Raw genomic sequence first — 12698 nt, 5'->3', positions numbered from 1 at the left:
GCCAGCCTCCAGCGCTCTCTTCGGCTTTTATCGCCCTTTCCGCTTTGCCCTCCTGGCGCTATCCTCCCCCCATCCTTCTGGTCACGGTCAAACAAAAGCTCTTGAACGCCCCCATAGAACCCCATCGCTTTACCCTTGAACCCTTCGAAGCCAATCGTTTCGCCAATCTCTGCGGCCAGTTCGACGAGAACCTGCGCCTGATCGAGCAGCGCCTGGACCTGGAAATCCGCAATCGCGGCAACCAGTTCGAGCTGCTCGGCGCACCGGAAGTGGCGCATGCCGCGGAAAAACTGCTGCGGCGCCTGTACCGCGAGGCCAAGGGCGCGGAACTGTCGCCCGACACCGTGCACCTGTACCTGCAGGAGTCCGCCATGGAGGAGCTGGGTGCAGGCGGCGGCAACCCTCTGGTCAGCCTGCGTACGCGCAAGGGCAGCATCACCCCGCGCGGGGCCAACCAGCAGCGCTACGTCAAGGCGATCCTGGAGAACGACATCAACTTCGGCGTCGGCCCCGCCGGCACCGGCAAGACCTACCTGGCCGTGGCCTGCGCGGTGGACGCGCTGGAACGCGAGCAGGTCCGGCGCATCCTTCTGGTGCGCCCGGCGGTCGAGGCGGGCGAGAAGCTGGGTTTCCTGCCCGGTGATCTGGCACAGAAGATCGACCCCTACCTGCGCCCGCTGTACGACGCCCTGTATGAAATGCTCGGTTTCGAGCAGGTGGCCCGCCTGATCGAGAAGCAGGTGATCGAGATCGCGCCGCTGGCCTATATGCGCGGGCGCACGCTGAACAACAGCTTCATCATCCTCGACGAAAGCCAGAACACCACCCAGGAACAGATGAAGATGTTCCTCACCCGTATCGGCTTCGGCTCGACGGCGGTGATCACCGGCGACATCACCCAGGTCGACCTGCCCCGCGGCACCAAGTCCGGCTTGGCGCACGTCATCGAGGTGCTGGACAAGGTCAACGGCATCAGCTTCACCCACTTCCAGCCCAAGGACGTGGTGCGCCACCCGCTGGTGCAGCGTATCGTCGAGGCCTACGAACGCTTCGAGAGCCGCCAGGGTTCCGTCGGCCGCAAGGCGGGAGACAGCGGTGCGGATTGAACTCGACCTGCAGAACGCCTCGACGGGCCATGTGCCCGCCGCAAGCGATTTCCAGGCCTGGTGCACGCTGGCCCTGCGCCAGCGCAGCGCCGACTCCGAGCTGACCATCCGCCTGGTCGACGAAGAGGAAGGCCGCGAGCTGAATAACAACTGGCGGCACAAGGACTATGCGACCAATGTCCTCTCCTTCCCCGCCGAGGTGCCGGACGAATACCTGGACATTCCGCTGCTCGGCGACATGGTGATCTGCGTCCCGGTGGTCGAACGCGAGGCCGCCGAACATGGCAAGGTTCTTGCGGCGCACTGGGCGCACCTGGTGATCCACGGTTGCCTGCACCTGCTCGGCTACGACCACATCGAAGAAGACGAGGCCGAGGAAATGGAAAATCTGGAACGCCAACTGCTGGCCGAACTGGGTCATCCCGACCCCTACGCGGCCGAATAGCCCGACAGGGCCTACACACAGGGACTCTTGAGTCAGAGACATGAGCGAAGATCGATCGAGCAGCGGGAAAAAGTCCTGGCTGGAAAACATCACCAAGGCTTTTTCCCATGAACCGAAGAACCGCCAGGACCTTCTGGAAATACTGCGCGGCGCGCACCAGAACGACCTGCTCGACAACGAGGCCCTGGCCATCGTCGAGGGCGCCATCCAGGTAGCCGACCTGCAGGTACGCGACATCATGGTGCCGCGCTCCCAGGTCATGACCATCCGCGCCGGGCAGACGCCCGAGGAATTCCTCCCGGAAATCATCGCCGCGGCCCACTCCCGCTACCCGGTGATCGGCGAAAGCCTGGACGATATCGTCGGCGTACTGCTGGCCAAGGACCTGCTGCCACTGATCCTGCGCGACCGCCACCACGCATTCGACCTGCGCCAGTTGCTGCGCCCCGCCACCTTCGTGCCCGAATCCAAGCGACTCAACGTGCTGCTACGCGAGTTCCGCGCCAACCATAACCATATGGCCATCGTCATCGACGAATATGGCGGCGTGGCGGGCCTGGTGACCATCGAGGACGTACTGGAACAGATCGTCGGCGATATCGAGGACGAGCACGATGTCGAAGAGGACAGTTATATCCGCCCCCTGCCCAGCGGCGATTTCCTGGTCAAGGCGCTGACGCCTATCGGCAGTTTCAACGAATTCTTCGAGAGCGACTTCCCCGACAACCAGTTCGAAACCGTCGCCGGGCTAGTGATGGGTGCCTTCGGCCATCTGCCCAAGCGCAACGAAATCACCGAGATCGACGGTTTCCGCTTCCGCGTCCTCAGCGCCGACAGTCGCCGGGTGCATATGCTGCGGTTGACGAAGCTATAGGCTGGAGGCTGGAGGCTGGAGGCTGGAGGCTGGAGGCTGGAGGCTGGAGGCTGGACAGCGTTCGCATCAGCGCCAAAACCCGGTCAAGCACTTTCTGCTTTTTGCGTCCAGCCCCCAGCGCTCTTATCGGCTCTTCCGCTCTTCTTCAGTTTTAAGGCCCTCTATGTCCGTACTCACCCGCCCCGGCTGGCCGGGCAATCTTCTCGCCCTGCTGGCCGGGGCGCTGACCACCCTGGCGCTGGCGCCGTTCGATATCTGGCCGCTGGCCGTGCTGTCGATCGCCCTGCTCTACCACTGCCTGCGCGAGCTTTCGCCAAGGCAGGCGGCCTGGCGCGGCTGGCTCTACGGTTTCGGGCTGTTCGCCTCCGGCGTCAGTTGGGTGTACGTCAGCATCCACGACTTCGGCGCGGCATCGCCGGCCCTGGCCGGGCTGCTGACCCTCGGCTTCGTCGCCGGGCTGGCGCTGTTCTTCGCCCTGCTCGGCTGGCTCTGGAGCGGATGGCTGCGCCGCGGGCAAGCGCCGCTGGCCGACGCCCTGGCCTTCGCCGCCCTCTGGCTGGCACTGGATATGCTGCGCGGCTGGATACTCACCGGCTTTCCCTGGCTCTACGTCGGCTACAGCCAACTGGATGGCCCGCTCGCCGGCCTCGCGCCGATCGGCGGCGTGTGGCTGCCGACCTTCGTCATCGCCCTCAGCGCCGCCCTGCTGGCCAACCTGCCGTGCCTGCTGCGCGCCAGGCGCGGCGCCATCGCCGGCCTGGCGCTGCTGTTCGCGCCCTGGCTGCTGGGCCTGGCCCTCGGCCAGTACGCCTGGACCGAGCCCAAGGGCGCACCGCTGAGCGTCGCCGCGATCCAGGGCAATATCGAACAGAGCATGAAATGGGACCCGCGCAAGCTGGAACAGCAACTGGTGCTGTACCGCGACCTGAGCTTCGCCAGCCGCCGCAGCGACCTGATCGTCTGGCCGGAAACCGCCGTCCCGGTATTCAGGGAGCAGGCCAGCGGCTACCTGGCCCTGCTCGACGACTTCGCCAGGCAGCGCGATGCGGCACTGGTCACCGGGCTTCCGCTGCGCCAGCCGAACCAACGCGGCGAAATGCGCTACTACAACGGCCTGACGGTCCTCGGCCTGGGCGAACGCACCTACCTGAAGCAGAAGCTGGTGCCCTTCGGTGAATACGTGCCGTTACAAGAGCTGCTGCGCGGGCTGATCGCCTTCTTCGACCTGCCGATGTCCGACTTCGCCCGTGGCCAGCCCGACCAGCCACCGCTGCTCGCCAAGGGCTACAACATAGCGCCCTATATCTGCTACGAAGCCGTCTACCCGGACTTCGCCGCCAGCCTCGCCGCCGCTAGCGACCTGCTGCTGACGGTCAGCAACGACGCCTGGTTCGGGCGCTCCATCGGCCCCCTGCAACACTTGCAGATGGCTCAGATGCGCGCCCTGGAAGCCGGGCGCTGGATGATCCGCGCCACCAACAACGGTATCACCGTGCTGATCGACCCCAAGGGCCGCATCAGCGAACGGGCCCCCCAGTTCGAACAGGCCGTGCTGTACGGTGAAGTCACCCCGATGCAGGGCCTGACCCCCTTCCTGCGCTGGCGCTCCTGGCCGCTGGGACTGCTGTGCGCTCTACTGCTGGCCCATGCCGTGATGCGCAGACCGAAGGCCGCCCGCCACACGCTGTAGGAGCGAGCGAACCTCCCCTCGTGGCACTGCCGTCACGGCGCATGACCGGGCGGCCCCAGCAGGCAAGAATCCATGCGCCAGTACGACTGGCCTGCCCGGCCCCACACCGGGTCGCCGGCAATGCCGCGGGGCATCGCCAGCACCAGGAACAAGCGGCCCGCGCCGCAGCAAGCCCGGACCGGCCTATCGATAGAACAGTGGGTAGGCGATCAACCCGGCCACCTCGTTGAGCAGCATGCCGTTCTGCCAGATCGCCTTGCTTTCCGGCATCCAGCCGCCCAGGGGACGGCCATTGGCTACGCCCATGAACCCCACCGGCGCGGCGATCACCTGCAGGCCATTGCGCTCGAAGCTCCAGCGCGAACGCGGCATATGCGCGGCGGAAGTCACCAGCACCACCCGCCCAATCCCCTCGGCATGCAGCATTTCAGCGCTGTAGACGGCGTTCTCCCAGGTCGTGCGACTGCGTTCCTCCAGCCAGCGGGTCGCCATATTCATATCGCGCGCCAGCACCTCGGCACCGATACGTGCTTCGCTCGGCGGCTTGCCATAGTGCAGCCCGCCACTGATCAGCAGCGGCAACCCGCTGGCCCGCGCCAGCCGCGCCGCATAGCGCAGGCGCTCGAGTTCGATATGGCTGGGCTGGTCGGCGCCCCAGGCCGGGTCGGCCATCTCGCGGCCCGCGCCAAGCACCACGATCGCCTGTGCACGCTGCGCGAGCCCGCCCCACTGCGCCTCGGCCAGCGCCGGCTCACGTTCGATCTGGCGGGCGCCCCACTCCACCACCACGGGCAGGCTCATCAGCCACGAGCCACCCAGGCCGAGCACCAGGCAGCAGGCCGCAAGCCTCGGCGCACGCCGCCGCAGCCACCAGGCCAGCAGCAGCAGGACCAGCAGACCGCCAGGCGGCAGCAGCAATTGCTTGAAGAAATAACGGATGGGCATTGCGGGCTCCCAGTCGGACCAATCGCTTCAACGCGATCCACAGGCCGGCAGCTTGCCGTTTGCCGCACGGCCTATCAACCGCACAGCCGCTGCCTGGCCCGCAGCAATTGCGAGCCGCATGCCGGACAGACCGCCGGCCCCGGGCTGACGGGCCAGCGCACATCGCTGTTGCACAGCGCGCATGTCAACGTCTGCTGCACGGCCAACGGCATGGCCAGCTTCTTCAAGGCAAAGCTGTGCGCCTGCTGGGCCTGCTCCCGCGCCGCCGCGTGCCAGCCCGAAAGCCATTGCGAATCCCTGTGCAGATAGGCACGGATCAACTCGAACTCCGCCGGGGTCAGCCCGTGGATCTCGAGTTCCCGCTCGTCCGTCCCCTCGTCCCCGGCATCCTGCAGCGCCGTGGCAAGCCGCTGCAGGACACGCTCGTACAAACCCTCTTCGACACAGGCTTCACTGGCCATGACTCACCTCGCATCTCCCATCCCCGCAATTGAAGCGTAGACCAGAGTGTTCCAGGCAGGGCCTGCATCACAGGAGACAAGCGCGGCCACGCACCGCGCGCGAAGAGCCGGGAAAGCCGAAAAGCGCGCTGGAGTCTGAAAAGCCGGACGAAAAACCGGCGGCAGCCCGTACGCGCCGGGCAAATCACGTTTCCCCAGCCCACCGAGGGTCATGTATGCTACGGCGTTTCCAATTCCCCGCTGCATAGCCGCCTCGCCGCAGGTGGAATCCAGCGAAAGGCCAGCCTTCTTGTCAATGCCAGTAGCCATGCACGAACAGTATCAGCCCCGCGAAATCGAAGCCGCCGCGCAGTCCTTCTGGGACGCCAACCAATCCTTCCAGGCCGTCATGAAGCCGGGGCAGGAGAAGTTCTACTGCCTGTCGATGTTCCCCTACCCCAGCGGCAAGCTGCACATGGGGCACGTGCGCAACTACACCATCGGCGACGTGATCGCCCGCTACCAGCGCATGCTCGGCAAGAACGTACTGCAGCCGATGGGCTGGGACGCCTTCGGCATGCCGGCGGAAAACGCCGCCATGAACAACAAGGTCGCCCCCGCCGAATGGACCTACTCCAACATCGACTACATGAAGACCCAGCTCAAGAGCCTGGGCCTGGCCATCGACTGGTCGCGTGAAGTCACCACCTGCAAGCCGGACTACTACCGCTGGGAACAGTGGCTGTTCACCGAGCTGTTCCGCAAGGGCATCATCTACCGCAAGAACGGCACCGTGAACTGGGACCCGGTCGACCAGACCGTACTGGCCAACGAGCAGGTCATCGACGGACGCGGCTGGCGCTCCGGGGCGCTGATCGAGAAGCGCGAAATCCCGATGTACTACTTCCGCATCACCGCCTATGCCGAAGAACTGCTGAACAGCCTGGACGACCTGCCGGGCTGGCCGGAGCAGGTCAAGACCATGCAGCGCAACTGGATCGGCAAGAGCTTCGGCGCCGATATCGTGTTCGACTACGACCTCGACAGCGTCGGTATCGCCGGCCAGTTGAAGGTCTACTCCACACGCCCCGACACGCTGATGGGCGCCACCTATGTCGCGGTCGCCGCCGAACACCCGCTGGCCCAGCGCGCCGCCGAGAGCAACGCCGAGCTGCAAGCCTTCATCGCCGAGTGCAAGGCAGGCTCCGTGGCCGAGGCCGACATGGCCACCATGGAGAAAAAGGGGGTCGCCACCGGCCAGTTCGTCATCCATCCGCTGACCGGCGACAAGCTGCCGGTGTTCGTCGCCAACTACGTCCTGTGGGGCTACGGCGAGGGCGCGGTGATGGCGGTACCGGCCCATGACGAACGCGACTTCGAGTTCGCCAGCAAGTACCGCCTGCCGATCCGCCAGGTCTACGCTGGCGAAGGCCGCGACTACGATGCCAGCCAATGGCAAGCCTGGTATGGCGACAAGGATGGCCTGACCACCGTCAACTCCGGCGCGTTCGACGGCAAGACCTTCGGCGACGCCTTCGACGCCATCGTCGCCACCCTCGAAGCCAGCGGCCACGGCGCGCGCAGGACCCAGTTCCGCCTGCGCGACTGGGGCATCAGCCGCCAGCGCTACTGGGGCTGCCCGATCCCGATCATCCACAGCGAGGACGGCGACGACATTCCAGTGCCGGCCGAACTGCTGCCGGTGGTACTGCCCGAGGACGTGGTGCCGGACGGCGCCGGCTCGCCGCTGGCGCGCCTGCCCTCCTTCTACGAAACCAGCGACCCGCGCACCGGCAAGCCGGCACGCCGCGAAACCGACACCATGGATACCTTCGTCGAGTCCTCCTGGTACTTCGCCCGCTATGCCTCGCCTAACTTCGAAGGCGGCATGCTGGACAAGGAAGAAGCCAACTATTGGCTGCCGGTCGACCAGTACATCGGTGGCATCGAGCATGCCATCCTGCACCTGCTGTACGCGCGCTTCTTCCACAAGCTGATGCGCGACCAGGGCCTGATCGACTCCGACGAGCCCTTCGCCAACCTGCTCACCCAGGGCATGGTGATCGCCGAAACCTACTACCGCCTGCGCGAGAATGGCGGCAAGGAATGGTTCAATCCCGCCGATGTCGAGATCGAACGCGACGCCAAGGGCAAGATCATCGCCGCCAGGCTCAAGAGCGACGGCCAGCCGGTGGAAATCGGCGGCACCGAGAAGATGTCCAAGTCGAAGAACAACGGCGTCGACCCGCAGACCATGATCGACACCTACGGTGCCGATACCTGCCGCCTGTTCATGATGTTCGCCTCGCCGCCCGACATGAGCCTGGAGTGGTCCGACGCCGGTGTCGAGGGCGCCAACCGCTTCCTGCGCCGCGTCTGGCGCCTGGCCCACGCCCATGTCGGCGCCGGCCTGCCAGGGGCGCTGGACATCGCCAGCCTGAACGACGAGCAGAAGGCCATCCGCCGCGCCATCCACCTGGCCATCCGCCAGGCCAGCCAGGATATCGGCCAGCACCACAAGTTCAACACCGCCATCGCCCAGGTCATGACCCTGATGAACGTGCTGGAAAAGACGCCCACCGCCAGCGAACAGGACCGCGCCCTGTTGCAGCATGGCCTGGAAACCGTCGCCCTGCTGCTGGCCCCCATCACACCGCACATCAGCCATGAACTCTGGCAGTGCCTGGGACACCGCGAAGCCATCATCGGCGCGCCCTGGCCACGAGTGGATGAGTCCGCCCTGGTGCAGGACAGCCTGACCCTGGTGGTACAGGTCAACGGCAAGCTGCGCGGCCATATCGAAGTGCCGGCGCAAGCCAGCCGCGAAGAAGTCGAAAGCGCTGCTCGCAGCAACGAGAATGTCCTGCGTTTCACCGAAGGCCTGTCGATTCGCAAGGTCATCGTGGTTCCGGGCAAACTGGTCAATATCGTCGCAAACTGACGCCTGCCGGCGCCCGGCGCCGGCATCGATGGGGATAACACAATGCTCAAACGCAACCTGATGATGCTTGGCCTGGCACTGCTGCTGACCGGCTGCGGCTTCCAACTGCGCGGCACCGGCAACGCCGACTTCGCCCTGAGCGAGATCGACCTGCAGGCACGCAACAACTATGGCGACACCGTCAAGCAACTGGAACAGTTGCTCAGCAGCAACGGCGTGCGCGTACACCCGGGCGCCCGCTATACGCTGAACCTGCTGCGTGAACAGGAAGGCCGGCGTACCGCCAGCTACAGCGGCTCGGCGCGCACCGCCGAGTACGAGCTTTCCAACCGGCTCGACTACGAGTTCCGTGGCCCGCAGGACCTGCTGCTGCTCAGCGACAGCGTCGATGTGAGCAAGGTCTACGTCCACGATGAAAACAACCTGATCGGCTCCTCCCAGGAGGCCGTCCAGTTGCGTGAGGAAATCCGCCGCGACCTGTTGCAACAGTTGGTCCTGCGCCTGCAACGCATCACCCCGGCTCAGCTCGACCGCCTGCAACGGGCCGCGGAAGACAAGGCCCACGCCGAACGGCAGGCCCTGGAAGCGGCCGGCCAGGAACAGGCCGCCCCGCTGCACTCGCCTGTGCAATGATCCCCACGGGGGCCGCTGCGGCCCCCGGAACCCTCGCCCATGAAACTGCCTCCAGCGCAACTCGGCAAACACCTGCAAGGGGTGCTCGCCCCCGTCTATATCGTCTGCGGTGACGAGCATCTGCTGTGCCAGGAAGCCTGCGACAGTATCCGCGGCGCCGCTCGCCAGCAGGGATACGATGAGCGCCAGGTGTTCAATGCCGAAGCGGGCTTCGACTGGGGACAACTGATCGAGGCCGGCGCCAGCCTCTCACTGTTCGCGCAGAAGCGCCTGCTGGAACTGCGCATCCCCAACGGCAAGCCCGGCGACAAGGGGGCCGCCGCGCTGCTCGAGTACCTGGCGCGCCCGGCCGAGGACACGCTGCTGCTGATCAGCCTGCCCAAGCTCGACGGCAACACCCAGAAGAGCAAATGGGCCAAGGCGCTGATCGACGGCAAGCAGACGCAGTTCATCCAGGTCTGGCCGGTGGACGCCCAGCAACTTCCGCAGTGGATACGCCAGCGCCTTTCCCAGTCGGGGCTGTCGGCCAGCCAGGAAGCGCTCGAACTGATCGCCGCCCGTGTCGAAGGCAACCTGCTGGCCGCCGCCCAGGAGATCGAGAAACTCAAGCTTCTCGCCGACCAGGGGCAGATCACGGTGGACACCGTACAGGCCGCCGTCGCCGACAGCGCCCGCTACGATGTCTTCGGCCTGATCGACGCAGCCCTGCATGGCCAGGCCCAGCACAGCCTGCATATGCTGCACGGCCTGCGTGGCGAGGGCGTGGAAGCGCCAGTGATCCTCTGGGCGCTGTCCAGGGAGATTCGCCTGCTGGCCAACCTCGCCCATCAATATGCCCAGGGCACGCCGCTCGAGCGTGCCTTCAGCCAGGCACGCCCACCGGTATGGGACAAACGCCGCCCATTGTTGTCCAAGGCGCTGCAACGGCACAGCAGCGCCCGCTGGAACCAGTTGCTGCAGGAAGCCCAGCAGATCGACGAGCAGATCAAGGGACAGGCGCCCGGCGATCCCTGGATCGGCCTCGCCGACCTCAGCCTGAAGCTGGCGGGACAGCGGCTTTTCAGGAAAGAGCACTGAGGCAGTTGCAAGCCACAATCCGCAAGCGAATGAATACCCATCGGACGCGCTCAAAGAGCCGATAAAAGCGCTGGAGGCTGGATAGCTGGACGTAGAAGCTTTCACTTCTGGCTGGGAATGAACGATTTTTCCTCAAGCCTCAAGCGCTTTAGCCTGACGCAGTTGCCCTGATTACTCTATCTTTCGCAAGACCACCGCAGGAGGAGCCCCATGGCCAAGAAAAGCAAACGCCCCAACCGGGCCAAATCCATCGCCGCCCAGCCGCTGTTCCGCTGCCGTCAGGAACGACCCGCCAAAGGCAAAGGCAGCTACCGCCGCGAAGCCTCCCAGCAAAACTGGGAGGCTTCGTTCTTTCTGGCGGCCTGAAACCGTGCACGGCGCGCGGCGCTGCCTGCAACCTGTCGCCGGAGGCGGCTGCCTGAAAGCCAATCCGCGCAAAGCGTGATAAGGTCGCATCTCGTCGAGCCATCGAGAGCGAGCATGCCTTCTCCTGTGATTCCCGCTGCCCTTCTTCGAACCCTGGTCGCCGCTTCGGGGCTGAGCCTGGTGGTCGCCTGCGCCGCGGAACCGCGACACCCCGGCAACCTGTCCCAGCCTCAGGCATTGCCCGTCAGCGGGACTTCCAGCACGACACAGAGTTTCGCCGACTGGCGGGAAAGCTTTCGCAGCGAAGCATTGGCCCAGGGCATCTCGCCGCAAGTCTTCGATCGGGCTTTCAGAGGGGTGGAACCCGACCCAGGCGTGATCGAGGCCGACCGCAGCCAACCCGAATTCACCCGGCCGGTCTGGCAATACCTGGAAAGCGCCATCTCGCCGCAACGAGTCAACAGTGGCCGCAGCCTGCTCAGGCAGCATGCCACGACCCTCGACGCCATCGAGGCGCGCTACGCCGTGGACCGCAATGCGCTGGTAGCCATCTGGGGCCTGGAAAGCAGCTTCGGCCAGATCATGGGCAACAAGTCCGTCATTCGCTCCCTGGCCACCCTGGCCCATGAAGGCCGCCGCCCGGCCTTCGCCCGCGCCCAATTGCTGGCAGCGCTGGAAATCCTCCAGCATGGCGACATCCAGCCCGAACGGATGCGCGGCTCCTGGGCCGGCGCCATGGGCCAGACCCAGTTCATCCCGACCACCTACAACACCCATGCCGTCGACTTCGACGGCGACGGCCGGCGGGACATCTGGGGCAGCACCGCCGATGCCCTGGCTTCGGCGGCCCACTACCTGCAGGCATCGGGCTGGAAACGCGGCCAGCCCTGGGGCAAGGAAGTCCGCCTGGCGGAGCGCTTCGACTACGCCCTGGCCGACATGGACACCCGCATGCCCCTGGCGCAATGGCGCCAACTGGGCGTCAGCGACCTGCCGAACCTGGATGAACAGACCGAGGCCAGCCTGCTGCTGCCGGCCGGCCACCAGGGCCCGGCCTTCCTGGTGCTGGACAACTTCCGCAGTATCCTGCGCTACAACAACTCCAGCGCCTATGCCCTGGCCATCGGCCTGCTGTCCGAGCGTTTCGATGGGCGCGGCCATGTCCAGGCCGGCTGGCCGCAGGACGAGCAGCCGCTGAGCCGCTCCCAGCGCTTGGAACTGCAGGAACGCCTGCAAGCCCTCGGCTTCGCCACCGGGGCCGCCGACGGAATCATCGGCGCCAATACACGTCGTGCCATTCGCCAGTACCAGCAGCAACTCGGCTGGCCCGCGGACGGTTACGCCAGCCTGGCCCTGCTGGAACGCCTGCGCCAGAGCCGCTGAAGGCCGAAACCCCCGGCAACGCCAGGGATTTCCATAGTCACCGCTCATAGCTGCGACACATTGACTCATAAGAAATAAGTATAAGAAAGGCGCCCGGAGAGTACGTTCGGCAGGTGCAAGCGCATTAGACTTTAGTCTACAATGCAGCCCTCAACGACACGTCCACCGAGGACAGCAGCCATGAACGAACCCCAGTTAAAAAGCCTTCTCGATGATCTGGATAGCCGCAAGGCCGACGCCGACGCCATCAGCCGTCTGGTTGTCACCCGCCTCGCCAAGCAACATATCCCGTATCGTGCAATGCTCGGAAAACTGGAACTCGATGGCAAGGTCGTCTCCCCTCACTTCTGGGTAGAAGCCGACGGTTGCGTCATCGACTATCGTGGCCGTCAACGCCTGGATAACGACAGCCGCGCCCCGCACGGCGTCTTTACCCGCGAAGAAGCCAAGGCTCGCTACCAGGGCCAGCAGATCGTCATCGACCCGCTTCCGGACTACATGCTGGCCGCTATCAAGCACTGATCGGCGTCCTATAAAAAACGGCTGAAGACAAGTCTTCAGCCGTTTTTTTATGGCTGGAGGCTGGAGGCTGGAGGCTGGAGGCTGGAGGCTGGACAGCGTGCGCGGCCGCACCAAAACCCTGCCACGCGCTTTCTGCCTTTTCGTCCAGCCTCCAGCGCTCTTATCGGCTCTTTACTTCCAGCTTGCCGCCGCTCTTCTACGCCAGCTCGTCGAAGCACTCAGCCAGAATGGCCAGGCCCTTCTGCAGTTGCGCGTCGGGGATGGTCAGCGGCATCA

At 65.3% G+C, this 12698-nt stretch carries 13 protein-coding genes; 10 read left to right on the top strand and 3 right to left on the bottom strand.

The genetic code is table 11. The annotated features are described in order from the left end of the window. The first annotated feature begins 101 nt into the window (after positions 1–101). The 4 genes from DNJ95_RS17250 (at position 102) to lnt (ending at position 4115) form a co-directional block, all read left to right on the top strand. Entirely contained in the window at positions 102–1106 is a 1005-nt protein-coding gene (locus DNJ95_RS17250) for a PhoH family protein (RefSeq protein WP_131185968.1), read from the top strand. After that, positions 1102–1551, top strand: coding sequence for an rRNA maturation RNase YbeY (ybeY, locus tag DNJ95_RS17245; protein ID WP_131185985.1), 450 nt, complete (start codon positions 1102–1104; stop codon positions 1549–1551). Before DNJ95_RS17250 ends, ybeY begins: the two co-directional genes overlap by 5 nt. Positions 1552–1591: 40 nt before the next feature. After that, positions 1592–2425: an HlyC/CorC family transporter gene (locus tag DNJ95_RS17240; RefSeq protein ID WP_131185967.1), complete on the top strand. Its 834-nt coding sequence runs from the start codon at positions 1592–1594 to the stop codon at positions 2423–2425. Positions 2426–2588: 163 nt separating this feature from the next. Then, positions 2589–4115 carry an apolipoprotein N-acyltransferase gene (lnt, locus tag DNJ95_RS17230; RefSeq protein ID WP_131185966.1) on the top strand — a complete coding sequence of 509 codons (1527 nt, stop codon included), beginning with the start codon at positions 2589–2591 and terminating at the stop codon, positions 4113–4115. 183 nt (positions 4116–4298) lie between these two features. Here the strand turns inward: lnt and DNJ95_RS17225 are convergent, their stop codons facing one another. Beyond that, positions 4299–5060, bottom strand: a complete 762-nt coding sequence (locus tag DNJ95_RS17225) for a YdcF family protein (RefSeq protein WP_131185965.1) — start codon at positions 5058–5060, stop codon at positions 4299–4301. A gap of 74 nt (positions 5061–5134) precedes the next feature. Beyond that, on the bottom strand, positions 5135–5521 hold the full coding sequence (locus DNJ95_RS17220) for a hypothetical protein (RefSeq protein WP_131185964.1): 387 nt from the start codon (positions 5519–5521) through the stop codon (positions 5135–5137). 307 nt (positions 5522–5828) lie between these two features. Between DNJ95_RS17220 and leuS the strand changes: the two genes are divergently transcribed. From leuS to DNJ95_RS17190, 6 genes are all read left to right on the top strand, one after another. Then, the gene (leuS, locus tag DNJ95_RS17215) at positions 5829–8441 is read left to right on the top strand and encodes a leucine--tRNA ligase (RefSeq protein WP_131185963.1); all 2613 of its coding nucleotides are present in this window, start codon (positions 5829–5831) and stop codon (positions 8439–8441) included. Between the two features lie 42 nt (positions 8442–8483). Further along, positions 8484–9074, top strand: a complete 591-nt coding sequence (locus DNJ95_RS17210; RefSeq protein WP_131185962.1) for an LPS-assembly lipoprotein LptE — start codon at positions 8484–8486, stop codon at positions 9072–9074. Positions 9075–9113: 39 nt separating this feature from the next. Then, positions 9114–10151: a DNA polymerase III subunit delta gene (gene holA / locus DNJ95_RS17205; protein WP_131185961.1), complete on the top strand. Its 1038-nt coding sequence runs from the start codon at positions 9114–9116 to the stop codon at positions 10149–10151. 210 nt (positions 10152–10361) lie between these two features. Then, positions 10362–10517 (top strand): alternative ribosome rescue factor ArfA, encoded by a 156-nt coding sequence (arfA, locus tag DNJ95_RS17200; RefSeq protein ID WP_131185960.1) that lies wholly within the window; start codon positions 10362–10364, stop codon positions 10515–10517. A gap of 114 nt (positions 10518–10631) precedes the next feature. After that, positions 10632–11900, top strand: a complete 1269-nt coding sequence (locus DNJ95_RS17195) for a lytic murein transglycosylase (protein WP_131185959.1) — start codon at positions 10632–10634, stop codon at positions 11898–11900. Between the two features lie 180 nt (positions 11901–12080). After that, entirely contained in the window at positions 12081–12422 is a 342-nt protein-coding gene (locus DNJ95_RS17190) for a hypothetical protein (protein WP_131185958.1), read from the top strand. A 196-nt stretch (positions 12423–12618) separates the two neighbouring features. Here DNJ95_RS17190 and DNJ95_RS19595 read toward each other — a convergent pair. Continuing rightward, on the bottom strand, positions 12619–12698 hold an 80-nt coding region (locus DNJ95_RS19595), incomplete at its 5' end, for a hypothetical protein (protein ID WP_242671964.1).

Origin of the sequence: Stutzerimonas kirkiae (assembly GCF_004327335.1) — a bacterium.
GTDB classification, from domain to species: domain Bacteria; phylum Pseudomonadota; class Gammaproteobacteria; order Pseudomonadales; family Pseudomonadaceae; genus Stutzerimonas; species Stutzerimonas kirkiae.
Note: the sequence above shows the minus strand (reverse complement) of the source record. Positions and strands in the feature narration are given on the sequence as shown.